Annotated in this window: 23 protein-coding genes; 18 read left to right on the top strand and 5 right to left on the bottom strand. The window is 68.4% G+C overall.

Translation table 11 applies throughout. From position 1 onward, the window contains the following. The 8 genes from ruvX to ABZ004_RS09865 all read left to right on the top strand — a co-directional run bounded on the left by ruvX (nt 1) and on the right by ABZ004_RS09865 (nt 7,168). Nucleotides 1-465, top strand: coding sequence for a Holliday junction resolvase RuvX (gene ruvX / locus ABZ004_RS09900; RefSeq protein ID WP_355679408.1), 465 nt, complete (start codon nt 1-3; stop codon nt 463-465). Further along, entirely contained in the window at nt 462-1,658 is a 1,197-nt protein-coding gene (gene mltG / locus ABZ004_RS09895; protein ID WP_355679407.1) for an endolytic transglycosylase MltG, read from the top strand. The genes ruvX and mltG overlap by 4 nt, the downstream gene beginning before the upstream one ends. Further along, a complete protein-coding gene (locus tag ABZ004_RS09890) occupies nt 1,658-2,482 on the top strand; it encodes a shikimate dehydrogenase (protein ID WP_355679406.1) in 825 nt (274 codons plus the stop codon). The genes mltG and ABZ004_RS09890 overlap by 1 nt, the downstream gene beginning before the upstream one ends. Further along, nucleotides 2,469-3,935, top strand: coding sequence for an FAD-binding oxidoreductase (locus ABZ004_RS09885; protein ID WP_355679405.1), 1,467 nt, complete (start codon nt 2,469-2,471; stop codon nt 3,933-3,935). Before ABZ004_RS09890 ends, ABZ004_RS09885 begins: the two co-directional genes overlap by 14 nt. Nucleotides 3,936-3,948: 13 nt before the next feature. Continuing rightward, entirely contained in the window at nt 3,949-4,980 is a 1,032-nt protein-coding gene (locus ABZ004_RS09880) for a DUF2330 domain-containing protein (protein WP_355679404.1), read from the top strand. A gap of 78 nt (nt 4,981-5,058) precedes the next feature. Continuing rightward, entirely contained in the window at nt 5,059-5,769 is a 711-nt protein-coding gene (locus ABZ004_RS09875; protein WP_355679403.1) for an A24 family peptidase, read from the top strand. A 104-nt stretch (nt 5,770-5,873) separates the two neighbouring features. Then, the gene (locus tag ABZ004_RS09870; protein WP_355679402.1) at nt 5,874-6,395 is read left to right on the top strand and encodes a hypothetical protein; all 522 of its coding nucleotides are present in this window, start codon (nt 5,874-5,876) and stop codon (nt 6,393-6,395) included. Between the two features lie 50 nt (nt 6,396-6,445). Beyond that, nucleotides 6,446-7,168 carry a hypothetical protein gene (locus ABZ004_RS09865; protein WP_355679401.1) on the top strand — a complete coding sequence of 241 codons (723 nt, stop codon included), beginning with the start codon at nt 6,446-6,448 and terminating at the stop codon, nt 7,166-7,168. Between the two features lie 3 nt (nt 7,169-7,171). Here ABZ004_RS09865 and ABZ004_RS09860 read toward each other — a convergent pair whose 3' ends face one another. Continuing rightward, nucleotides 7,172-8,272, bottom strand: a complete 1,101-nt coding sequence (locus ABZ004_RS09860) for an ADP-ribosylglycohydrolase family protein (RefSeq protein ID WP_355679400.1) — start codon at nt 8,270-8,272, stop codon at nt 7,172-7,174. A gap of 144 nt (nt 8,273-8,416) precedes the next feature. On the opposite strand from ABZ004_RS09860, the gene ABZ004_RS09855 reads away from it, so the two are divergent. The 7 genes from ABZ004_RS09855 to aroB all read left to right on the top strand — a co-directional run bounded on the left by ABZ004_RS09855 (nt 8,417) and on the right by aroB (nt 14,898). Then, nucleotides 8,417-8,623 carry a hypothetical protein gene (locus ABZ004_RS09855; protein ID WP_355679399.1) on the top strand — a complete coding sequence of 69 codons (207 nt, stop codon included), beginning with the start codon at nt 8,417-8,419 and terminating at the stop codon, nt 8,621-8,623. A 150-nt stretch (nt 8,624-8,773) separates the two neighbouring features. Beyond that, on the top strand, nt 8,774-9,151 hold the full coding sequence (locus ABZ004_RS09850) for a hypothetical protein (protein ID WP_355679398.1): 378 nt from the start codon (nt 8,774-8,776) through the stop codon (nt 9,149-9,151). After that, nucleotides 9,148-10,017 (top strand): hypothetical protein, encoded by an 870-nt coding sequence (locus ABZ004_RS09845; protein ID WP_355679397.1) that lies wholly within the window; start codon nt 9,148-9,150, stop codon nt 10,015-10,017. Before ABZ004_RS09850 ends, ABZ004_RS09845 begins: the two co-directional genes overlap by 4 nt. 122 nt (nt 10,018-10,139) lie before the next feature. Further along, entirely contained in the window at nt 10,140-11,831 is a 1,692-nt protein-coding gene (locus tag ABZ004_RS09840) for a hypothetical protein (RefSeq protein WP_355679396.1), read from the top strand. Nucleotides 11,832-12,056: 225 nt separating this feature from the next. Next, nucleotides 12,057-13,262 (top strand): chorismate synthase, encoded by a 1,206-nt coding sequence (gene aroC, locus ABZ004_RS09835; RefSeq protein ID WP_355679395.1) that lies wholly within the window; start codon nt 12,057-12,059, stop codon nt 13,260-13,262. After that, the gene (locus ABZ004_RS09830; protein WP_355679394.1) at nt 13,247-13,780 is read left to right on the top strand and encodes a shikimate kinase; all 534 of its coding nucleotides are present in this window, start codon (nt 13,247-13,249) and stop codon (nt 13,778-13,780) included. The genes aroC and ABZ004_RS09830 overlap by 16 nt, the downstream gene beginning before the upstream one ends. Next, entirely contained in the window at nt 13,777-14,898 is a 1,122-nt protein-coding gene (gene aroB / locus ABZ004_RS09825) for a 3-dehydroquinate synthase (RefSeq protein WP_355679393.1), read from the top strand. Before ABZ004_RS09830 ends, aroB begins: the two co-directional genes overlap by 4 nt. A gap of 3 nt (nt 14,899-14,901) precedes the next feature. Here aroB and ABZ004_RS09820 read toward each other — a convergent pair whose 3' ends face one another. The 3 genes from ABZ004_RS09820 to ABZ004_RS09810 are packed head-to-tail and all read right to left on the bottom strand — an operon-like array spanning nt 14,902 to nt 18,799. Beyond that, complete coding sequence (locus ABZ004_RS09820) at nt 14,902-15,837, bottom strand: hypothetical protein (protein ID WP_355679392.1); 936 nt, start codon at nt 15,835-15,837, stop codon at nt 14,902-14,904. Next, nucleotides 15,834-16,472 (bottom strand): RNA polymerase sigma factor, encoded by a 639-nt coding sequence (locus ABZ004_RS09815; protein WP_355679391.1) that lies wholly within the window; start codon nt 16,470-16,472, stop codon nt 15,834-15,836. The genes ABZ004_RS09820 and ABZ004_RS09815 overlap by 4 nt, the downstream gene beginning before the upstream one ends. 38 nt (nt 16,473-16,510) lie before the next feature. Then, entirely contained in the window at nt 16,511-18,799 is a 2,289-nt protein-coding gene (locus tag ABZ004_RS09810) for an AAA family ATPase (RefSeq protein ID WP_355679390.1), read from the bottom strand. Nucleotides 18,800-18,877: 78 nt separating this feature from the next. Here ABZ004_RS09810 and ABZ004_RS09805 point away from each other — a divergent pair, with 78 nt between their 5' ends. The 3 genes from ABZ004_RS09805 (at nt 18,878) to ABZ004_RS09795 (ending at nt 21,492) form a co-directional block, all read left to right on the top strand. Beyond that, nucleotides 18,878-19,708, top strand: coding sequence for a TetR/AcrR family transcriptional regulator (locus ABZ004_RS09805; RefSeq protein ID WP_355679389.1), 831 nt, complete (start codon nt 18,878-18,880; stop codon nt 19,706-19,708). Further along, complete coding sequence (gene aroQ / locus ABZ004_RS09800; protein ID WP_355679388.1) at nt 19,705-20,154, top strand: type II 3-dehydroquinate dehydratase; 450 nt, start codon at nt 19,705-19,707, stop codon at nt 20,152-20,154. The genes ABZ004_RS09805 and aroQ overlap by 4 nt, the downstream gene beginning before the upstream one ends. Before the next feature lie 669 nt (nt 20,155-20,823). Beyond that, the gene (locus ABZ004_RS09795; protein ID WP_355679387.1) at nt 20,824-21,492 is read left to right on the top strand and encodes a response regulator transcription factor; all 669 of its coding nucleotides are present in this window, start codon (nt 20,824-20,826) and stop codon (nt 21,490-21,492) included. Nucleotides 21,493-21,543: 51 nt separating this feature from the next. Here ABZ004_RS09795 and ABZ004_RS09790 read toward each other — a convergent pair whose 3' ends face one another. Continuing rightward, nucleotides 21,544-24,222 carry a BTAD domain-containing putative transcriptional regulator gene (locus ABZ004_RS09790; protein ID WP_355679386.1) on the bottom strand — a complete coding sequence of 893 codons (2,679 nt, stop codon included), beginning with the start codon at nt 24,220-24,222 and terminating at the stop codon, nt 21,544-21,546. Nucleotides 24,223-24,227 lie beyond the last annotated feature (5 nt).

Genomic DNA, 24,227 nt, shown 5'->3' with positions numbered 1-24,227 from the left:
ATGCGCCGGGGGGTGCGGGTCGCACTGGACATCGGTGACGCGCGGATCGGGGTGGCCAGCTCCGATCCGCACGGCATCCTCGCCACCCCGGTGGAGACGGTCAAGCGGGGTCCGGGCGACCTGGACCGGATCACCGCGCTGGTCACCGAACTCGAGGCGTTCGAGATCGTGATCGGCCTGCCCCGGTCGTTGTCCGGGGGCGAGGGGCCGGCCGCGGCGAAGATCCGTGCGACGGCGGAACTGGTCCGGCAGAATGTCCTGACCCGAACAGTGGGGGAGACTCCCGGCGTACGGCTGGTGGACGAGCGGTTCAGTACGGTGACCGCTGAACAGCAGCTGCGGGAACGCGGGAAGAAGGGCTCCAAGCGGCGGGCCGTGGTCGACCAGGCCGCGGCGGTCGTGATTCTGCAACACGCGCTCGACTTCGAGCGCGAGACCGGCAACCCGCCTGGGAGGCCCCTGTGAACGGACCGATGGTGGACCAAGACCTCAACGAAGACCCGGACCTGAACGACCATCTGGGCCTGCGCCCGGAGAGCCGGGTCGAGCGGCGGGCGAACCGGCGCAAGGCCCGGACCCGTCGTGGCTTCGGCTGCTTCGCCGGGATCGTCTCGTTGCTGGTGGTCGGTGGGCTGATCGGTGGCCTCGCGTTCGGCTTCGGCAAGGGCCGCGACGCCCTGGAGAAGATGTTCTCGGCCCCCGACTACGAGGGCGCCGGGACCACCGCGGTGACGGTCGAGATCACCTCCGGGCAGAGTTCGCAGTCGATCGCGGACACGCTGGAGAAGAAGGAAGTGGTGAAGAGCGCCCGCGCCTTCGAGCGGGCCGCCCGGGACAATCCGAAGTCCCGCCAGATCCAGGCCGCGACGTACACGCTGAAGAAACACATGTCGGCGAAGGCAGCGCTGGAGCTGCTGCTCGACCCGGCCAAGTCGGTGCTGGTGACCCGGGTCGGGTTCCCGCCCGGCCGGACCAAGAACGAGATCATCGACATCCTGCAGAAGGCGAAGGCGGTCAAGCTGCCGCCGGGTTCGGTCGCGGCCGCGATGGCGAAGCCGTGGTCGCTCGGGCTGCCGTCGTACGCGAACAACAACCCGGAGGGCTTCCTCTACCCGGGCACGTACGATGCACCGAAGAACGCGACGGCGTACACGATCCTGAGGCTGATGACGGCTCAGTTCGCGCGCACCTCGCAGGAGATCCAGTTGCCGCAGATCGCGCAGCGCAAAAAGGTCGATCCGTACCAGGTGGTGATCATCGCCAGCATCATCGGCGCGGAGACCAACCGCGAGGAGGACTACGGGAAGGTCGCCCGGGTCATCTACAACCGGCTCCACGACGGCGCCCGGCTGCAGATGGACTCGACTGTGCACTACGTGACCGGGCGGAACGGCAAGGTCTTCACCTCCGACGCCGACCGGCAGATCGATTCGGCGTACAACACCTACAAGCACACCGGGCTGCCGCCGACGCCGATCAACTCGCCCGGCCGCGATCTGCTGAAGGCCGCGCTGAACCCGACGCCAGGCGGCTGGAAGTACTTCACGCTGGTCAACCTGGACACCGGCGAGACCGCGTTCGCGTCCACCCTCTCGGAGCACAACGCCAACGTGCGCAAACTCCAAGCGTGGTGTTCGGCCCACCAGGGTCGCTGCTGATGACTCGTTGTGCGGTGCTGGGGTCGCCGATCGCGCACTCGTTGTCGCCGGCGATGCATCGGGCCGCGTACGCCGAACTCGGACTCGACTGGACCTACGAGTCTCATGAGGTCGGCGAGGACGAGCTCCGGGGATTCCTCGCGACCCTTGGTGACGACGTGCGTGGGCTCTCGCTGACGATGCCGCTGAAGCGGGTCGCGCTGGAGCTGGTGGACACCGTCGACCCGGTGGCGGAGTTGATCGGTGCGGCGAACACGATGCTGTTCGAGCCCGACGGATCGCGGTCCGCCCACAACACCGACGTACCGGGTCTTGTTGCTGCCTTTGCCGAGCAGGGGATCACGGTTGCCGACACAGCTGTAGTGCTTGGTGGTGGGGCGACCGCGGCGTCGACGTTGGCCGCGTTGCGCGGACTCCGGGTGTCCGAGGTGACGCTGGTCGTGCGGGACATTTCGAAGGCAGCGCGGTTGCTCGATCTCGCGGCCGAGCTAGGGTTGAAGACGTCGGTCGCGGACTTCGGGCAGGTCGAGCAGATCGGTGGGTTCGACCTGTGCGTGTCGACCCTGCCCGGCGGTGCCGTCGACCCGTGGGCCGAGCACTTCGCGGCCGTCGCGCCGGTGGTCTTCGACGTCGCGTACCACCCGTGGCCGACCCAGCTGGCGATCGCCGCGCACCGGATCGGTACAGAGCTGTTGAACGGCCTTGATCTCCTTGTGCATCAGGCGACCCTCCAGGTGGAGATGATGACCGGTAGGTCGCCTGCACCGCTGGCGGCCATGAGGGCCGCCGCGCGTGAGGAGCTCGACGAACGTGAGCCAAGTTGACCGCCGCACACTTCTGAAGGCCGGCGGTGCGCTGGCCGCCGTCGCCCTGACCAGCTGTTCCGACACCAAACCGGCCAGCGCCGGACCGGACGGGCTGACCGCGGCCGCGCCGGACTGGAACGGCTTCCGCAAGGGCCTGACCGGCAAGCTCTACCGCCCGGGTGAGACCGGCTACGCGACCGCGCACCAAGTCTTCAACCCGCGGTTCGATTCGATCCAGCCGGCCGGTGTGGTCCGCATCTCGACGATCGACGACGTGCGCGAGTCGGTGCTGTTCGCCCGGAAGAACAAGCTGGTCTGCGTTCCGAAGGGCGGCGGGCACTCGTACGTCGGCGGCTCCACGGTCTCGAACGGGCTCGTCGTCGACGTCGGCTCCGCGCGCGGGATCAGCTACGCGAACAACATCGTCACGGTCGGCGCCGGGGCGAAGCTGTACGACGTCCACGTGCTGCTCGATAAGTACGGCCGCTCGTTGCCGACCGGGACCTGCCCGACCGTCGGCATCGCCGGGCTGACGCTCGGCGGCGGGATGGGGATCCACACCCGGACCTACGGGCTGACGCTCGACAGGGTGGTGTCGATGCAGGTCGTCACCGCCGACGGGGTGTTCCGGAACGTCAGCGCGACGCAGGATCCCGAGCTGTACTGGGCGCTGCGCGGCGGTGGCGGCGGCAACCTCGGGATCGTCACGTCGTTCCGGCTGGCGACGATCCCGGCGACCAAGCTCGGGTTCTTCCGGCTCACCTGGCCGGAGGCGAAGGCGGCTGCCGTCGTACGGGGCTGGCAGCGGTTCGCGCACGAGGCGCCGTCATCGTCCTGGGGCAATCTGCATATCGATGCCCAGAGCAACGGAACCTTGTCGATCCATATTCTCGGGATCTCCACCACCGGTTCCGCTGCGGCCGCCGCTGCGCAGGTGGAGTCGTTCGTCGGATCGAAGGCGACCACCCGGTCGATCACGGTGAAGACGCACATGGAGGCCGTTCGCTACCTCGGCGGTGGTACGACGAGTCCGCGCACCGGGTTCCTGGCGGGTTCCGACGTACTGCGCGGGCCGATGGACGCGGGGACGATCAACGGGCTGCTCGGTGCGGTGAAGGCGGCGGCCCGGGCGAAGGTACCGGCGGCCGCGATCCTCGACCCGCTCGGTGCCCAGGCCGCGAAGGAGCCCTCGGGCGGTACGGCGTGGCCGTGGCGATCCGCGCTCGGCGTCATCCAGTGGTACTGCGGGACCGCGGCGCACCCGTCGTCGGCACAGCTCGCCGCGGCGCAGAAGTTCATCACGTCCGGACATCACGCGGTCGCCAAGGCGTCGGCCGGCGGTTACGTGAACTATCTCGAAGCCGGCCGCTCGGTCAACTCGTACTACGGCGCTCACCTGTCGCGCCTCCGGGCCGCCAAGAAGAAGTACGACTCGACCAACTTTTTCCGGACGTCCTACACCCTTACGTAGTTACTGTTCCGCCATGAAGCTGTGGCGGTTGGTTGCGGGTGTGCTCGGGTTTGCCGCTGTGGTTGTGGGGGTGACACCCGCCTGGGCTTGTGCCTGCGGTGGCTACCTGGCGGATGCGGCGTCGCGCGCTCGTGTGTTCGGGGAGAACGCGCTGGTCCGGTTCGACGGTCAGCGCGAGGAGATCGTGCTGTCGATGGCGGTGCAGGGTGTTTCGAAGAAGGCCGCTTGGATCATGCCGGTGCCGTCCGCGGCCGAGGTGAGTCTCGGCGACCAGGACACGTTCTACCACCTCGAGACGGTGACCGCGCCGAAGGTCGTCCTCCGCAAGACCTACTGGCCGTTCCGCGGTCTCGGGAGCAGGGACGGCGCCTCCGCGGGTGCGCCTCCTCCTGGTTCAGCGGTGGACGTCCGGCAGCAGATGACGCTCGGGCCGTTCCAGGTCGTCCGGCTCGGTGGGACGAGCGCTTCCGCGGTGACCGATTGGCTGCGGACCAACGGGTACGTCGTACCGGCGACGCTGGGCACCAACCTCACGCCGTACCTGATCGAGAAGTGGGAGATCGTCGCGGTCAAGCTGGCGCCGAAGTCCGCGACCGGGCAGCTCTCCGGCGCGACCCCGCCGCTGCAGCTGAGCTTCGCGTCGTCGCGGATCGTCTACCCGATGCGGCTGAGCAAGGGCGCGACGAGCGAGCAGACGGTCACCGTCTACGTCGCCTCGGAGCATCGTGTGGACGCCTCCCAGCTGCCCGATCCGGCCGTCCAGCCGGAACTCCTGTACGCCGGGAGGGTCACGGATCGGCCGGAGCTGACCGGTTCGTCGAACTTCCTGACCGCGTACTCGGTCACCTACACCGACCCGTCGCGGATCACCAACGACTTCGGATTCACCCGGGCGCCGACCGACGACGCCTTCCAGCGAACCACCTACATCACCGAGAACGACGGCCTCCTCAGCACCATCGCCGTCGTCTTCGCAGGCCTGCTCCTCCTCGGCCTCCTCGCAGCCCTCATCGCCCGAACCCTGGTAGGACGTTCACCTCGCTGATGAGTTCGGGCAGTTGATCCACAGGCTGGGTGGATCGGAGGCGCCTGGGGGGTCGCCGATCGTCTAGGCTGCTTGCTCGTGTCGGCAGAGAACGTGGTGCTTGCCGCAGGTGCGGGCGTGGTGCTCTGCGGACCTGCGGCGTTCCTGCTCGGCCCCTGGCTGATGCGGTGGATCCCGGAGCCTGAGCTGGACGACGACGAGAAGACCAAGCCGTCGTACGCCGAAATCGCGGGGCGCGGGGCGGCGTACTGGTGTGGTGGGTCGGCAGCGATCGCCGGCGGACTGCTCGGCTGGAGCCTTGGTACGTCGGCCGGCCTGGTCGCCTGGTTGCTGCTCGCCGTCGCGGGCGCGATCCTCGGGTACATCGATGCCCGGACCCGCTTTCTCCCGTCGGCGATCATCTGGCCGACGTACGGCGTGGTCGGCGCCGCGCTGATTGCCGGAGCAGCCGTCTCAGGGGAGTGGGGCTCGCTGCTGCGGGCCGTAATCGCCGGGGTGATCGGGTTCGGCGTGTTCTACCTGTTGTGGTTCGTGGTCCCGAGCGGCGTCGGCTTCGGTGACGTCCGGCTGTCGGGGCTGCTCAGCATGGCGCTCGGCTGGCTCGGCTGGGCGCAGGTCGTCACCGGCCTGTACGGCGGATTCTTCCTCGGCGCGGTGATCGGCGTCGTGCTGATGGCGGCGAGGGTGCTCAAGCGCCGGCAGATGTTCCCGTTCGGGCCGTTCATGCTCGTCGGCGCCGTGGTCGGCGTCCTGATGGGCGGACCGCTGGAGCACCTTTATCTAGGGTGACGTGGGCGAAGAGATGCCGGTGAGACTTCCGTGAGATGCGTGCCCGGGATGGTTGTCGTACGCACCCGGTGATCCGGGATTCCACTCTTGTCGGGGGAGAACCCATGAGAATTCTTCGCGCCCATTGCGCGCTGACCGTCGTACTGGCCGGTGCCGCACTGACCCTGACGGGCTGCTCGGACAGCCCGGCCGCGAACGGGCCTGTTGCCAACGGCACCCAGCCCACGCAGCCCTCCCAGCCGACGCAGCCGGTGAAGTCGGACGATGTACCGACCGACGACGAGTCGACGCCACCGGCTGACAACGGTGGGAGCAGCGATTACTGCTCGGTGCTCGAACACAGCGGCGACACCTTCGCCAAGTGGCAGTCGGCCGGCTCCGAAGCGGGCAACGAGCGGGAGATCATCGCGAAGTCGTTCGACAACCTGGCTGCGAAGGCGCCCGCGGACATCAAGCCGGCCATGACGGATATCGCCACGGGCTACCGGCTCGTCTCGAGCGGGCAGGTCGATGAGAGCGACCAGGCCCAGATCACCAAGTTCGCGACCGCGATCCAGACGTTCAACAAGTGGCTCCCGGCGCACTGTCCGGACCTGGACCTCAAGGTCGAAGGCCCGGCCAGCTGACCATGGGCGATCGCACAGAAAGAGAAACCATGATGCGGGGAGGAAGCACGATGAGGCGGTTGGTGGCAGCCGGTCTGTCGCTCGGGTTGCTGGCTGCCGTCGCGGCCTGCGGCGATTCGAAGGACGCGGTGGCGCCGACGCCTGGAGCACAGGGGACTCCAGGCCCGACCGGTACGCCGATCATCCTCGGCGATCCGGAGACGCCGATCACGCCCGACGATTCGGAGACGCCGGGGACGCCGACCGGTACGCCGGGTAGCAACGACACTCCCGGTGAATCTGGTACGCCGGGCGCAGGCGGGTTGCCCGCCGCGTGCATCCCGCAGTCGTCGCTGGCGATCTGCCTCACCTTCGACTTCAAGGGATCCACGACGCTCAAGGGTTCGAACTGGGCGTTCGCGGGAGTGGACGATCCGGGGCTGCCGGATTCCACCTGCGCGGAGTACGGCGCGAGCATCCTGAAGTCGAAGCAGGTCGGGCTGAAACACCTCAGCAAGGTGATCGGCAGCCACCTGATCGAGGCCCAGTTCGACACCGCCTGGCCGCCGGCCAGGTCCGGCATCGTCGACTACCCGGCGACCGGTTCGATCCGGATCGACGACGTCGCGTACGAGGCGCGCAACAGCAACACCACCGGCATGCTCGAACTCCAGCCGAACGGCTCCGGCAAGTACACCCTCAACAAGCTCGTCCACACCGGCGGCGGCGACACCAACGGCACCGGCTCCATCTCCGGCACCATCACCTGGACCTGCATGGAGCCGAAGAACTGAGTCTCACCAGCCGGGGTAGCGGTAGGTCCAGTCGATCGGTAGCGGGTAACCGTCGGGAGAGACCTTGGTGAACTCCAGCGCCAGGTCGTCGGCCAATTGCAGGATCGTGGCGCGGCCTTCGACCGTGGACGCGAGCTCGGCCGGCAGCGCGGCCTCTCCGTGCAGGGCGCCGAGGATGTTGCCGCAGATCGCACCGGTCGAATCGCTGTCACCGGAATGCACCACCGCCAGCGAGAGGGCGTCGAGGAACTGCTCGGGCTCGGGATACGCCAGCGCGGCGTACACCCCGATCGCGAGCGCTTCCTCGGCGATCCAGCCACCGCCGAGCTGCTCGACCTTCGGCGGATCAGTAGCCGGCCGACGCGCGGCAGCGAGCGCAGTACTGGTTTCTTCGTGGTCCGGATACCCGGTGAGCAACTCTCCGGCCGTGTCCAGGGCTGCGTTGAGCTCAGCGCCCGCGCAGAGCTGATGAATGATCGCGGCGAGTGCGCCCGAAGCGAGCTTGCCGGTCGGATGCCCGTGGGTGAAGCCGGCGGCCTCCGCGGCGGCGTCGAACGCCCAGGCCGCGTCGAACGAGGTCGTGGGCAGCAGACCGAACGGCGCGGACCGCATCACCCCACCGCAGCCCTTCGAGTGGTTCCTCGCCTGGTCGCCGAACTGGCCGATCCGGTCCGTGCCTTTGCGGGCCAGGTAGAGCGCCGACAGGCAGGTGTTGCCAGGCGCCCGGCGAGCGTAGAGCCATTGCTCTTTCTGCAACCAGCCGTCCCGCTCGCCGCTGGGACCAGGCAGCCGCTGAGTGTCCAGCCACCGGTCGTAGGCGTGGTGCACGACCGCCATCGTGAACCCGTTCCCACGATCGGTCCGTACGCCGGCCCGTATCAGCCCCTCGACCGTGAACAACGTCATCTGGGTGTCGTCGGTGACCGTCCCCGGCGGCCAACCGGGGCCGCCGGCAACGAATTCCCGCAGCCCGCCCGGATGCGCGGCGACGATCTTCTCTCCGCTGTCGAACTCGATCGGCCCTCCGAGCGCGTCCCCGATCGCGCCGCCGAGGAGGCATCCTCGGATACGACTTCGATACGCCTCGCTGTCTGCTCGTGTCATCGGTGCCTCCCGGGTCGTTGTGGGCAGAGAGTATCCGGGGGTAGTGCTAGCGCTACCCCCAAGACGGGTCCCAAGGCCAGTTCGCCCGAGGCTGCCGACTTCTAGGTTCGTAGTACAGGACAAACGGACCATAAGGAGCACACCATGAGCACCTCCCTCCGCCGCAACGCCGCGCGACTGGCGGCCGCCGGCCTGGCCACGATCGCGCTCGGCGGTGCCGCGGTGGTCGGCGCCCAGGCAGCCCTCCCGTCCACCACCCCCTGCAGCGCCAACCCGGTCAGCAAGACCCTCGACGTCCTGCTCACCCTCCGCTCGATGGAGAACGACACCCCAGCCTGCCCCACCCGCTGACGACACACGGCGTACGGCGTCGAGCGGATGACTGGACCAGAGGTCGAGCCCGCCTTCTGACCCTGCAGCCCCGGCCCGGATTTAAGGGTTTCTGAAGCTTCCTGATCACCATCGGTGATGAGGACGTCAGAGAGGCTGGGGGCCCGGGGTATGAAGCACAGACGAGTCATCGCGATCGCGGCCGTACTACTGATGCTGCTGAGCGGCTGTGGCAAGCACAAGACGCCGAGCGCCGGCGGAGCAGGCGCACCGCAGGACAAGGACGGCAAAGCGACCGGTGCGCCGATCAAGATCTCCACTCGCGATCTCGACCAGGGGCAACCGCTGGACGGGATGCAGGCCTTCCTGGAGTCGGAGATCCGTCGGCAGTGTGGCGGAGAGCTCTGCGTGAAGGTGAAGGTGGTCCACAAGGACGACGGGTTCCAGACCTGTCAGTTCGTCAAGACCGAGCCGGCTCAGGGCAAGACGGTCAAGCGCGGCAAGACGGTGATCATCGTGGCGGGGACGAAGCCCTGCGAGGAGTCATGAGTCAAGCCCCTTCGGTCTCTTTCGCCGTTGGGCTCCCGCAACTGGGGAAGGTGGTTGGTGGCATCGTCGCACCGACCACCTTGCTGACCGCCCTGCTCTTCTACTTCGGCTGGCAACGGGGCTACTGGTTCTACGACTACCTGGGCGTGGACACGACGGTGCTGGGTTTGAGTACCGCTGACTATCTCCGGCTCGCAGTGGACGGCCTGTTCGTACCGCTGATCGTCTGTGCTTTCCTGCTGCTACTGGTGCTGTGGGTCCGTCCCCTGCTGCGCGGTAAGGCGTCCGCCAGGCTGCCACTCATCTGCCTGATCGCGGGCGCGGTACTGGGTGGCCTCGGCCTGCTCTCGGTCTTCGTCGAGCCGCTCCGTGATCGGATCGAGCTTGCGGCGCCACTCGGTCTGGCCTGCGGCGTACTGCTGCTGTCGTACCGCGTGCATCTCAGCCGGCCGCCGGCCTCGGCCGACGTCCTCGACCTGCGGCGAGTCGTTGAGTGGGCCGGGGTATTCGTGGTGGTCGGTATCTGCTTGTTCTGGGCGGCGACCGACTATTCGTCGGCAGTCGGGCGATCCCGGGCCGAGCAGTTCGTGGCAGAGATGCCGGGATACCCCGGCGCTGTCGTCTACAGCACAGGTGGGCTGAACCTGCATGCGCCTGGTGTTACCGAGACGCGCTGTGGAGGCACCGACCCGCTCTACCGCTTCCGGTACGACGGATTGACGCTGGTGCTGCAGTCGGATGACCAGTACCTGTTGTTGCCCACGGCATGGACCCAGTCCCGGGGAACAGCCGTCCTGTTGCCTCGGAACGACGCGGTGCGGCTGGAGTTCACCCGCGGCCCGGCGATCGGCGTACCGGGCTGTTGAGCGAGTTGAAGGTTTTCTGAAGATCGGTCTGGAAGATCCAGGGGGTCTGGTTCAGACGAAGGGATCGGGCCGATGTCTCTGCAGCGGCGGGGATCACGGCCACACGACGACTAGGGGGCGACATGAGTCAGGTAGAGGTGTGGTTTGTCGGTGTCGAGTGCAGGCAGCGGCAGGAAGGTGAAGACGAAATATATGGGACCGTCAACCTTGTATCGGCTGACGGCAGCCAGAAGAGCTCGATCGCGTTTCCGCGGGGGCAGCAAACGTGGGACTTCGGCCCTGACAACAAGCGGATCGGAACGCTCCAAGAACTTCTGTATCGCGGCGAACCGCAGGAGCTAGCCATCGTTGCCAGCGTCATCGAGCACGATTCCGGCAACGTCGATGGCTACAAGGCTGCGGCCGCGGGCGTTGTGACGACAGTTGCGACCAGCGCCGTCGCTGCCGTGAGTGCAGGAGCTGCGGCGCTTGCCGCACCGTTGATTGCGTTGTTGTCGAACGAGCTTGTCGATGCGGCGACCAAATTCCTCGGCGCTGCAGACGACATCTACGGCCCGAAGTCACTCGTCCTCACCCCTGCGTCGATGGAGGGTGCGAATCAACGACGCAAGACACTCCACCGGCCGGACGACCCGAAGACGCTGGACTGGACCGACGCCATCGTCCAGACAGGGACCGACGACGGCGGCGACCTCGGTGAGTACGCGATCTATCTCGACGTACGGCTGACCCCCGCAGCGCCACAACCACAACCCCGGCCCCGGCACGCCGGATCGTCGAGCGGTGCGGTCTCGGTGGTGTCGCGGATCCCGAACAGTATGGAGCTGTGGTGGATCGGCCGGGATGGCTCGGTCGAGGACGGTTTCTGGTACGAGGGTAGTAACTGGCAGCGGTTTCAGTTGGCGCCGATGGGGAGTGCGTCGTCGACTGGTGCGGTCTCGGCGGTGTCGCGGATCCCGAACAGCATGGAGTTGTGGTGGATCGGCGCGGACGGGGCGGTGGAAGCTGCTTATTGGTACGAGGGCGGCAGTTGGCAGCGGTATCAGTTGGCACCGGCGGGCAGTGCGTCGCCGAGTGGATCGGTCTCGGTGGTGTCGCGGATCCCGAACAGTATGGAGTTGTGGTGGATCGGTGCGGACGGGGCGGTGGAAGCTGCTTATTGGTACGAGGGCGGCAGTTGGCAGCGGTATCAGTTGGCACCGGCGGGCAGTGCATCGCCGAGTGGTGCGATTTCGGTGGTGTCGCGGATCCCGAACAGCATGGAGCTGTGGTGGATCAGCCCGGACGGGGCGGTGGAAGCCGCTTATTGGTACGAAGGTGGCAGTTGGCAGCGGTATCAGCTCGCCCCTGCGGGGAGCGCGTCGCCGACTGGTGCGGTCTCGGTGGTGTCGCGGATCCCGAACAGTATGGAGTTGTGGTGGATCGGTGCGGACGGGGCGGTGGAAGCTGCTTATTGGTACGAGGGCGGCAGTTGGCAGCGGTATCAGTTGGCACCGGCGGGCAGCGCGTCGCCGACTGGTGCGATTTCGGTGGTGTCGCGGATCCCGAACAGCATGGAGCTGTGGTGGATCAGCCCGGACGGGGCGGTCGAAGCGGCCTACTGGTACGAAGCTGGCAGCTGGCAGCGGTATCAGCTCGCCCCGGCGGGCAGCGCGTCGCCGAGTGGATCGGTCTCGGTGGTGTCGCGGATCCCGAACAGCATGGAGCTGTGGTGGACCAGCCCGGCCGGAGCGGTCGAAGCCGCCTACTGGTACGAAGGCGGCAGCTGGCAGCGTTACGAACTCGCCCCGCCGGGCAGCGCCTCAAGCCAGTGACCTCTTGCTGACGAGTGGATGAGGGCGTTGGGGACAGGCAGGGCTGGGTCAGCCTGCCCGTTCTCCCGCGTCGCCGGGCGGCCGCGGCTGCCGGCGAAGGCTCACGGGGTGCGGCGAGGCTCACGGAGTGCGGCGAAGGCTCACGGAGTGCGGGGAAGGCTCACGGAGTGCGGCGAAGTGAGACTGATCGCGGGTGCGGAAGGGCGGCGTGAAAGAATCGGCGGCATGCTGCGCTGGCTTACCGCCGGCGAGTCGCACGGACAAGCGCTCGTCGCCGTACTCGAAGGTCTTCCCGCTGGGGTCCAGGTCACCACTGATGATGTGGCCGATGCCCTGGCCCGTCGTCGTCTCGGCTACGGCCGGGGTGCCCGGATGAAGTTCGAGCGGGACGAGGTGACGTTCGTCGGCGGCTTCCGGCACGGGCTGTCGCTCGGTTCGCCGGTCGCCATCCAGGTCGGCAACACCGAGTGGCCGAAGTGGGAGCAGGTGATGTCCGCGGACCCGGTCGACCCCGCGATCCTGGCCGATCTGGCCCGCAACGCCCCGCTGACCCGCCCGCGGCCCGGGCACGCCGACCTGGCCGGCATGCAGAAGTACGGTTTCGACGAGGCCCGCCCGGTGCTCGAACGCGCCAGCGCCCGGGAGACCGCCGCCCGGGTCGCCCTCGGTGAGGTCGCCGCGCGGTTCCTCCAGCAGGCGTACGGCGTGACGATCGTCAGCCACGTCGTCGAGCTCGGCACCGTCAAGGCCCCGTACGGCGTGATCCCGTCCGCCGCCGACGTCGCGAAACTCGACGCGGACCCGGTGCGCTGCCTCGACGCGGACGCGAGCAAGGCGATGGTCGCCGAGATCGACGCCGCGCAGAAGGCCGGTGACACCCTCGGCGGCGTCGTCGAGGTGATCGTCGACGGCCTCCCGCCCGGCCTCGGCAGCTACGTGCACTGGGACCGCCGCCTCGACTCCAAGCTGGCCGGCGCCCTGATGGGCATCCAGGCGATCAAGGGTGTCGAACTCGGCGACGGCTTCGACCTGGCCCGTACGCCGGGTTCGCTCGCGCACGACGAGATCGTCGCCGAGGACGGTGAAGTACGCCGTACGAGCGGTCGCTCGGGCGGCACCGAAGGCGGCATGAGCACGGGGGAGACCCTGCGCGTCCGGGCCGCGATGAAGCCGATCGCGACCGTGCCGCGGGCCCTGCGCACGATCGACACGGTGACCGGTGAGGCCGCGTCGGCGCACCATCAGCGCTCGGACGTCTGCGCCGTACCGGCCGCGGGGATCGTCGCCGAGGCGATGGTCGCGCTCGTTCTGGCGGACGTCTCGATCGAGAAGTTCGGCGGCGACTCGGTGGCGGAGTCCTCGCGCAACCACAAGTCGTACCTCGCCAACCTGCCCACGACGATCACCCCGCGCGAGTGGGGCGACGAGTGACCGGTACGACGGAATCTCGCGGGCCGGTCGTCGTTCTGGTCGGGCCGCCCGGATCGGGCAAGTCGACCGTCGCCGGACTGCTGGCGGCCAAGCTCGGCAAGAAGCACCGCGACACCGACACCGACGTCGAAACCCAAGCAGGCAAGGCGATCTCGGACATCTTCGTCGACTCCGGCGAAGCCGCGTTCCGGGCGCTCGAGCGGGCCGCGATCGTCGCGGCGCTGACCGACGACGGCGCCGTACTGTCGCTCGGCGGCGGTGCGATCCTCGATCCCGACACCCGCGCGGACCTCGCCGGGCACAACGTCGTCTTCCTCAACGTCACGGTCGGCGAAGCCGCCAAGCGCGTCGGCCTCGGCGTCGCCCGCCCGCTCCTGCTCGGCAACGTCCGCACCCAGCTCCGCAACCTCCTCGAAGCCAGACGCCCGTACTACGAAGAGGTCGCCAAACTCACCGTCGACACCGACAACCGAGCCCCCGCCGACATCGCCGCCGAAATCCTGGAGCACCTCGGATGACCGAGCAGAACGTCGCCCCCGGCGCCGAGCCGCGCCGCATTCGGGTCGCGGCGGCTGCGCCGTACGACGTTGTCATCGGCAACAATCTGCTAGGTGAGCTTCCTGCTCTGCTGGGCGATGACGTGCGCCGGGTGGCTGTGATTCACCCGCGCGCTCTGCGGACGAGTGGCGACGCGATCCGTGACGACCTCACCGCGGCCGGGTTCACCGCGCATGCGATCGAGATCCCGGATGCCGAAGAGGCCAAGTCCGCCGAGGTTCTCGCGTACTGCTGGTCGGTCCTCGGCCAAGCCGGCTTCACCCGTTCGGACGCGATCGTCTCGATCGGCGGCGGTACGACCACCGATCTGGCCGGCTTCGTCGCCGCCACCTGGCTGCGCGGCGTACGGGTCGTGCACATCCCGACCACCCTGCTCGGCATGGTCGACGCGGCGGTCGGCGGCAAGACCGGGATCAACACCGCCGAGGGAAAGAACCTCGTCGGCGCGATCTGGGAACCGGCCGGCGTGCTCTGCGACCTGGCAGCTCTGGAAACCCTGCCCCGCAACGATTACGTGAGCGGCCTGGCCGAAGTGGTGAAGTGCGGGTTCATCGCCGACCCGGCGATCCTGGACCTGGTCGAGAAGGACCCGGCCGGCGCGTCGACACCGGCGTACGAGCACACCGAGGAACTGATCGCGCGCGCCATCCAGGTGAAGGCCGACACCGTCGGCGGCGACCTGCGGGAGCGGACCACCGCGATCGGCGGAGCGATCGGCCGCGAAGCGCTGAACTACGGCCACACGCTCGGCCACGCGATCGAGCGCCTCGAGCGCTACAAGTGGCGCCACGGTGCCGCGATCAGCATCGGCATGGTGTTCGTCGCCGAACTCGCCCGGGCCGCCGGCAAACTCGACGACCCGACCGCCGACCGGCACCGCGTCGTACTGGACTCCCTCGGCCTGCCGACGTCATACCGGGCCGACGCCTGGTCGCATCTGCAGGACGCGATGAAGCTGGACAAGAAGACTCGCGCCGATCGCCTGCGCTTCGTCGTACTGGACGGCCTGGCCAAGCCCACCATCCTCGAAGCCCCCGACCCGAGCCTCCTCATCGCTGCCTACGCCGAGATCAGCTGACGGTCATTTCTCGAAGTCCAGCGTGGTGTAGCCGTCGCCGGAGGTGCCCTTGACGACGACCCGGCGGTCGATCACCACGGGGCCGACCACGTTGCCGTCCTTGTCGAGCCGCCGGGTCTCGACCTGCGCCTTGTCGCCCAGCCTGAGCGTGGCGGAACTCCAGGAGCGGATGTAGGCGAGACCATCGACCACGTCGGTGGTGAACCACGGCCCCGGCTTGCCCTTCATGATCATCCGGCGCTGCACGGTGGTGACACCAGGCACGACCGTCACCCACCGGCTGGACGAGAAGCCGGTCAGGGTGCCGTCCGGTTTGCCGATGTTTCCGGGGTGGTCGCCTGAACCCCCGAGGCCGTCGGGATATTTCCGGCTGAAGGTGCCGAAGTCGTAGTTGCGCCGGACGCGTCCGTCGGGGTCCTTCGTGGTGATCGTGCCGACGCAGGCATAGGTACGGCCGCCGGAGTCCACCGCGACTGTCCAGTCCGTGCTGCGATCGGAGTCGGCGACCTTGGTCGCGTGCCGGATCTTGTCGACCTTGGCGCCCATACCGGGCCAGTCGAGCGGCGCGGTTTCGTAGGTCTGCCCGGGGACGTCGTGCGAGCCGACCCACTTGATGCACTCGGTCGCGAACGCCTTCGCCTGGGTGGCGGTCAGCTGGCCCCGGTCGACCGAAACGGTGTTCTCGGCGGGCTTGCTCGTTGTCTTTGTATTGGTACTGGCCTGGCCGGCGGGCGGCGGGGTGTGGTCGGAGGTGAGCAGCTGGGGGACGGTGAGGGCGCCGGTGGCGACGACCGCGATCGCGGCCGCGGCGGCGACCGGGAGGGCCCAGCTCGGGCGGTGCCGATCGGCGCGGGGATCGGAGCCGGATTCTTCCAGGATCCGGTCGAGGACGAGTTGCTTGTTGGGAAGCGGACGCTCCGCCGGGATCTGGCTGGTCATGCGAGGCCCTTCACGGTGTCGAGATCGAGGAGGCCGGCCAGCCGCGTACGGGCCCTGGACAGCCGGGATTTGACGGTGCCTTCCGGTACGCCGAGGGCCGCGGCCGCTTCGGCGATCGAGCAGTCCGCCCAGATGACGAGTTCGACCGCTTCGCGCTGGTTGGCCGGGATCCGGTCCAGCGACCGGCGGATCTCGCTCATCGCGCGTTCGTCGTCGACCCGGGCGGCCGCCTCGGACGACGGGTCGGGCACGGTGCCGGGGGCATCGATCAACTCGATCCGGTTCGTCAACGCTGCTTGCCGCCGGGTCGACCTGAGGACGTTGCCGCACTCGTACCCGGCCATCACCAGCAGCAGCGGGCGGGCCGAGTCGAGGGTCAGCCGGTCGATCCGGCCGGTGCGCGCCCGTCGCCAGAGCGCGACGAAGGTTGCCTGGACGACGTCCTCGGCGCTCGACCAGGACGTCGTACGGCGGAACGCGAAGTTGTAGACCGCGTCGCTGTGGCGGTGGAACAGGCCGGCGAGTGCCTGTTCATCGGCAGCACGGAGCCGTTCCCACAGATCACGGTCGTCGACCGCGTACCCGGGTCTGGCCTCCATCCGCCGCACTCCCATCGTTGCTGGATATGTGCTCACACCGGGAAGAGTCCGGCACCCACGGCCTGGGTTCCCGTTCAGCTCATCTCGGCCGGCAGCGGACGGCTGTGCAGAACGTCCAGGCGGGAGACCGCTCTGGTCAGCACAACATAGAGCCGGTTCAGTCCCCGCACCTCAGCCTCGACAATGGCAGCCGGCTCCACCGCAATCACATGGTCGTACTCCAGCCCCTTGGCCGACCCCGCCCCGACCACAGCAACCCGCCCGTCGCCGTCCGCGGCTACTGGGTCGATGCCGTCGCGGCGGAGGGCTTCGACGAGAGCCTCGACGGCGTTGTCAGCGGCGATCACCCCGATCGAGCCCTCTTCCTTGAGGGCAGCCCTGGTGGCATCGACGCAACTGCCGAGGATGTCGTTGGTTTTGGTGAGCGTGTAGCGCCCGTCGCTCCGGAACGACCGCGTCGGCGGCACCTCGGTCCCCAGCCCAGCCAGCACCCGGTTGGCGATCGCGACCACCGCCGCCGGCACCCGATACCCGGTGGTGAGCGCGATCACCTCCGCCTCGGGCTTGCCGAGCTGGGTGAGCTGCTCGACCCAGTCCCGCGCCGCCCACGCCGTCGTACCCTGCGCAAGATCCCCCAGCACAGTGATCGACCCGTGCTCGCTCCGGCGTGCGATCGCCCGGCACTGCATCGGCGACAAATCCTGCGCCTCATCCACAATCACATGCCCGTACGTCGTACCTCGTCCGAGCAATGCGCTCAGCTCGTCCTGCAACACCAGATCCGCAATCGTCCAGAGAGCGCTCCCCGCCTTTCTCGGCCGTTTCCAGGTGATGGCCGCCCGCTCCTCCTCGCTCAGGATCCCCTCGCCTGCTGATGTCGGATCGCTGAGGAATTCAGCCAGTACTTCGTCCGCCTTCACCGCCGGCCAGACTGCATCGACAGCCGGAGTCACCGCCCGAGCCATCCGCTTGAGCCAGACGCCGTTGCAGTTCTGCCCGCGCGCCTCCGCCTGCCGCTGAAGCGCCGCAACGAGCCGTGCGATCACACGTTCCCGCCCCAGCCCGTACGCCGTGGCCTCCGCCCGCGCCTCGTCGACCAGCTGCTCGAACTCGGGCTGGTCGACCCGCCACCGATAAGAACTGTCCGGTACGACGACCGCCTCTTTCGGCACCCCGAGTCGCGCATAGAGCGCTCTCCGAAGGATCTCGGCCATCCGCAGATCGTGTTTCACCAAGGCCGCCGCAGGCTCGTCGGTTGCCCTGACCTTGTGCTTCTCGTTGATCAGCAGATCGTCGACGGTGGTCTGCTCGACATCCACCTCACCCAACGTCGGCAACACCGCCGAGATGTAATGCAGGAACGCCCGATTGGGCCCGAGCACCAGCACCCCGTTGCGCTGCAACCTCGCCCGATGCGCATACAACAGGTACGCCGCCCGATGCAGCCCCACCGCGGTCTTCCCCGTCCCCGGTGCCCCCTGCACACAGATCGATGCCTCCAACTCGGCCCGAACCAACTCGTCCTGCTCCGGCTGAATAGTCGCCACAATGTCCCGCATAGGCCCCACCCGAGGCCGCTCAATCTCCGCCCGAAGAATCCCCCCGCCCCCGACCCCACCCGACGCCACGCCCTCACCCGGTGCCACGCTCTCACTCGGTGCCACGCTCTCACCCGGTGCCACGCTCTCACTCGGTGCCACGCTCTCACCCGGTGCCACGCTCTCACCCGGCGCCACGCCCCCACCCGGCGCCACGCCCTCACCCGGCGCCAGGCCTCCGCCCTCACCCGGTGCGCCCCCGGTTGTGCCCGATGCGAGGCCTTCGGCCGCAGCTGATCCCGGTGTGCCAACTGGACACCACTCCGACTCTGCGCCGTCCAGAGGTGCTTCCCCCGCGGGGGTGTTTGTTGGGTGGGTGTGGTTTTGATGGAGGTGCTCGTCTTCGTAGCTGGTGAGGGTGGTGGCGGACCAGCCGTAGCGGCGCCGGGTGGCGACGCCTTGGGGGTCTCTGATGCCGGCTCGGTAGAACGCCGTCGACACCGGTGCCCGCCAGTCGATCACCAGCGGCGGCCGGCCGATCGCGTCCGAGATGTGCCGCCGGCCGAGGTAGTACGCCTGCCCGCGATGCTCCCCAGCCGCGTCGTCCACGCCGTACTCGATCCGTCCGAAGAAGGGCGGACTGTCACCCTCGTCGCCGAGCTCACGGGCGAGGCTCTTGAGGTAGTAGCCGAGCCGTTCGGCCGTGTACCGATCTCCCCAGGTGACCTCACCGACCACCACGTTCTCCCGCGCCCCGGCGACCATCGCCTGCAACGCGTCGCGGCAGCGCCGGGCGTACTCCTGCTCCTCCTCGAGCCCCCGCATCCATCGCACCCTTCATTCACAGAAAACTTAACCCGGTTAAATCTTTGCCTAGGTTAACACTTTGCTACTCTTCACTGCATGGCCGAACTCCGCGACCGCAAGAAGCAGCAGACCCACGACGCGCTCTCCGAGGCGGCGATCGGGCTGTTCCTCGAGCACGGCTTCGACCAGGTCTCGGTCGCCGACATCGCCGCCGCCGCGAACGTCTCCAAACCGACCCTCTTCAAGTACTTCGCCACCAAGCAGGACCTGGTCATCCACCGCATCGCCGACCACACCCACGAGTCAGCCCGGCTGATCCAAGCCGCAGCCAGCTCACTCGCAGGCGAAGAAAACAAGCGCGTCGTGGTTCCGGGTTTTGAGGGGGAGGGTGGGCGGCGGGTTTGGGCGGCGGGGGTTTTGCGGGACGGGTTCTTGGATGGGTTGAAGAGGCGGGATCCGGTGACGGGGTTGAACGATCATCCGGCGGTGCTGGCGTATTACCGGCTGGTGTTCGAGACGCCGTCGCTGGCGATCCGGGTGCAGCAGTTCATCGCCGAGGACCAGGCGGCCCTCGCCGATGCCCTCGGCAACGATCTGACCGCTCAGGTCGCCGCCGCCCAGCTGATCTCGACCCAGCAGGTGCTCGCGAGGCGCAATTACGTGGCGATGGCCGGCGGGATCAGCGCCGACCAGCGGTACCCGACCGCGCGGGCCGAGGCGATCACGGCGTACCGGACGTTCCTCGGTGCGGACAACAGGTCGGGCAAGCGGCCGGACGACGGCTCGGGCAAGAATCCGGGCAAGAGGCCGGACGACAGCTCGGGCAAGAATCCGGGCAAGAGGCCCGACGACAGGTCGGGCAAGAATCCGGGCAAGAGGTCGGACAACGGGTCGGGCAAGAAGCCGGGCACTAAGGTGGGATCGTGACTGAAGCTGGTGGGCGGCGCGTGCTCGTACTGAACGGACCCAATCTGGGCCGGCTCGGCTCGCGGGAGCCGGATGTGTACGGAGCGATGACGTTCGCGGATCTGGTCGCAGACTGTGAGAAGACCGGCGCCGAGCTCGGGCTCACCGTCGAGGTCCGGCAGACCGACGACGAGGCGGAGCTGGTCGGCTGGCTGCACGAGGCCGCCGACACCAAGACCCCCGTCGTTCTCAACCCGGCGGCGTTCACGCACTATTCGTACGCGCTCCGCGACGCGTGCGCCCAGCGCACGGCCCCGCTGATCGAGATCCACATCAGCAACCCGGCCGCCCGCGAGGAGTTCCGCCACATCAGCGTCGTCGCCGCCGTCGCCACCGGCACCATCGCCGGCTTCGGCGCCGACTCCTACCGCCTCGCCCTCCGCGCCCTCACCACCCTCGACAACTAGCTCCGCGTTCCACCTAGCTGGAACAAAACTTGAAAATGGCGATTGAAAATATCCACCTGAAGTGGCCGACCCGACCCTAGGGAAGGTGGTCGTGGACCACCTCGCGCTGGTGCTGCACGCAGTTGTCCGGCGCGCGGCGGCAGGGGGAGTTGGGGGGTCACCTGGTCGGGGGTGGGGTCAGGGCAGGTGTTGTCCGGGGTCCCGGGGAGGTGTCCGGTCCCTCGGTTGTGGGTGTCTGGGTGGCTGGACTGGGGAGTGGGGCAGGCTGGCAGGCGGCTGCGTCCTCGCCGGGCTGCTCAGGTGTTGGGCCGCCCGACCCCGATGCACGGGTCGCAGGTGCCGGAGGGTGGGCTTCGCGTCGGTGAAATCGGGGTCGGCGCCGTGAAATCGGGGGGTTCGCGGGGGAGGTCGTGAGGCCAGTGGGGGAGTGGTCTGGTCGGCGTCAGGGGCCGAAAGGGACGAGAGATGGGCATGAGACGCCGGTGAAACGCGCAAGGTTCACTCTGATCGTGGGTCGGAAACCGGCCCAGGCGGTCGGGAGACCCGGACCGGATCGGCGCCCTCGCCGAGCCGGCCGCCGGTGAAAACGATCGGAATCGACGATTTTGGGGGTTCGCCATGACTGCGGATTCGATCCGTTCCGTTCAACGCTCTGGGGGAGTGACGTACATGACGCAACAACGCATACCCGTCTGGGTGAAGGCACTGGACCCGCTGTCGCAGTTCGGGTTGGTGCACGCGCTCAGGCAGCGGCCGGAGATCGTGCTGATCAGCGACGCCGAACTGGCCGAGCTGCAGCAGGGCCAGCAGACCGATCAGCGCACCACCCCGCCAGTGGTGGCTCTGATCGCCGTGGACTCGCTCGACGCCACGGCAGTGCAGGTTCTCCGCGCGGCCGCCCAGCGGGGATGTCGCCGGACCGTGCTGATCGGCAGCACGATCGACGACGACGCACTGATGACCGCGGTCGAACTCGGGGTGTCCGGCGTGCTTCGGCGTACCGATGCCACGGCCGACCGGATCGTGCACCTTCTGCAGGCCGCCGCAGCGGGAGACGGCAGCCTGCCGCCGGACCTGCTGGGCCGGTTGCTGGGCCAGGTGTCGCGCATGCAGCGGCACGTGCTGGCTCCGCGGGGTCTCTCCCACACGGGGCTGTCCGACCGTGAGACGCACGTGCTGCGGCTCGTTGCGGACGGCAAGGACACCCAGGAGATCGCTCGCGAGCTGTCCTACTCGGAGCGGACGGTGAAGAACGTCCTGCACGACGTGACGAGCCGCCTGCAGCTGAAGAACCGCTCGCACGCCGTCGCCTACGCACTCCGCGAGGGCTTGATCTAGCCACAAAGAAGGAGAACCGCCGGACCGACTCACTCGGTCCGGCGGTTCAGGTCAGTGGTTGGCTAGGTAAGCCGTGACGACCGGGGCCAGTGGGACGTCCTGGGATCCAGCGGTGATGGTTTTGAACTCGTCAGGCGTAAGGGCGGCGCGGGCTGCGGTGAGGGTGGCTTCGATGTCGGCGACCTCGTCGGGGACCTGGACCGGTGAGCCGATCCGGACCCGGTGCTGCGCGGTGATCGTCAGTACGCGCAATGCCGAAGCTGGTTCGCCGGTCATCGCGTCCAGGTGAGCGAGCGCCTCCAACGCGCCGCAGACTCCGGACCCGAAATCGTTCTCCCATGCGATCCGCAGGCTCTCCCCAGCCAGTTCGCGGGCCCGTTCCAGCTCCCCGCGACGACGCACCACGGTGCTGAGATTCTCCAGCCCGATGGATGCCCCGGCGAGATCACCGTTCTGACGGTACTGCCCGATCGCCACGCTGAACAGATCAGCCGCCTTCGTCAGATCGCCGCCGATCCGGTGCGCGATCCCGAGATAGATCAGCGCCGCGGCCCGGGCATAGCCGGAGACCCGGTCGTTCGCGCGAGACCGCTCCTCGGCCTCCTCCGCATACTCGATCACCGCCGGAATGTCGTTCTGTGCAAGGCTGATCCGGATCAGCGTCATCAGGGTGACGGTCACCCGGTCTTCGTTGCCCAGGGTTCGGTACGCCGTGAGACAGCGCTCGGCGAGACCACGTGCCTCGGCGTACAGGCCGCGGTTGCGGGTCAGGCTGGCCAGCGTGCTGAGCCCCGCGGCGTACTCCTCCGAGTCCTCCGGCAGAGCCTCGATCGAACGCTCCAGCCAGCCGGACACCTCGGTCGCCAGACCGCGCCCCGGCCAGTACCACCAGGCGGGAGCGAGGATCGGGCTGACCTTCTCCGGCGCCTCACCCGCACCGAGACACCACTCGACGGCGCTGAGCAGGTTCGCCTCCTCGAGGCTGACCGTCCGATCCGTCAGCGCCCGCGGCGACCGCCCACTGACCGACCGGAACTCGCTCATCAGATCGATGCACCAGCCAACATGCCGCTGCCGTACGACGGCCTCTTCGCCGGCCGCCCGGAGTTGTTCGAGGGCGTAGTCGCGGACCGTCTCGAGCAACCCGAATCGCTGTCCCTCGGGCGTGTTCACGACGGTCAGCAAGCAGCGATCGGACAGTTCCGCGAGCAGCCCGGCGATCGTCTCGGCCGGGAAATCATCGTCGGCCAGGACCTGTTCGGCCGCCTCCACGGTGAAGCCGCGAGCGAAGACGGCGAGCCGGCGAAGGGCAAGCCGGGCCGGTTTCTCGAGCAGTTCGTGACTCCAGTCGAGCGCGGCCCGCAGACTTGTATGCCGAAGGCCGGCGTCGCGCGGGCCGCGGACGAGCAGCCGGAGCCGGTTCTCGATCCGGGCGGCCAGTTGGGCGATCGACAGCGTCCGGGTCAGACCGGCGGCCAGCTCGATTCCGAGCGGGAACCGGTCGACGGCCGCGCAGATCGCATCGACCGCGGGTCCCGGCTCGGCGTCGCTTCGTGCGCAGAACAGTTCCGCTGCGGCTTCCGCAGGCAACGGACCCAGCCGGCGGTCTTCTTCGCCGGCGATCCGGAGCGGCCGCTGCGAGGTGACCAGGATCGAGATCTGGTTGGTCTGCCAGTCGAGATCGCTGACCAGCAAGGCGGCAGCCTCGACCAGATGCTCGGCGTTGTCGACGACGAGGAGCGCGCCGCGCAGCGCCTCCGTGCACTGACCGAGCGGATCGGCGGCGCTACCGTCCTCGCCGACCGCGGCGGCCAGCGCGGAAACCAGATTGTCGCCGGGGCCGAGTGGAGCGAGGTCGAGCCAGCAGACCAGCCGGTCGCGCTCCTGCTCGGTCGCCGCGAGTTCCCGGGCGAGCCGCGTCTTGCCCGCGCCGGGACCGCCGATCAAGGTGATCTCGCCCGGCTCGGCCAGCCGGGTCAACAGCTCGGCGTACTCCTCGCTCCGGCCGATGAAGCTTTTGGATGCCTGAGGCAACGAGATCTTCGGCTTGGCGGCGGCCGGCACCGGATCGGCCCGGAGCCGTTCCTCGAGCGTGACGGTCTCCGGCGACGGGTCGATCCCAAGTTCGTCGGCCAGGGTTTCGCGCAGTCGGTCCAGCTGGGAGAGCGCTTTCTCGGTGTTCCCGGCGGCGGCCAGCGCGGTCGCGGAGAGGCCGATCAGCCGTTCGTGCAAGGGGTGGAGCTCGACCAGTCGATCGAGTTCCGCCTGGACGTCGTCGCGGCCGAGTGCCAGACCGGCCTGGATCCAGGCGAGCTGGAGTTCCAGACGGAGGGACTCGAGACGCTGTTGTTCCACAGCAGCGAACGGAATCTCGCTCACGTCGGAGAGCGGTTCCCCGCTCCACTGGGCGAGCGCGGTCTGCGCAGCGGCGTACGTGCCGGCCTGGTTGCCGTCGCGGCGGGCCTTGTCGAGGGCGGCCATCGCTTCCTCAACGGCGATGAGATCGACCGGGAGCGCGTTCAGGCAGAACCCCGCAGCGGTCCGGCTCAGTGCGGCTCCGTGGTCGCCCAGGGCGCCCCGCAAGCGAGAGGCGAGTACACGCAGGCGTGCGGTCGGGCGGGCGAGTTCGACATCGCCCCACAGGTCGCGGATCAAGATGTCATCGGCAACGGCTTCGCCTCTGGCCAGTCCCAGCCGGACGGCCAGCGCCCGGGCGAGCGGCTGCTTCACCACCA

It is taken from the genome of Kribbella sp. NPDC006257 (assembly GCF_040613535.1).
Classification (GTDB): Bacteria; Actinomycetota; Actinomycetes; order Propionibacteriales; family Kribbellaceae; genus Kribbella.
The sequence above is the reverse complement of the archived record's forward strand: the minus strand, read 5'-3'. Positions and strand labels throughout refer to the sequence as shown.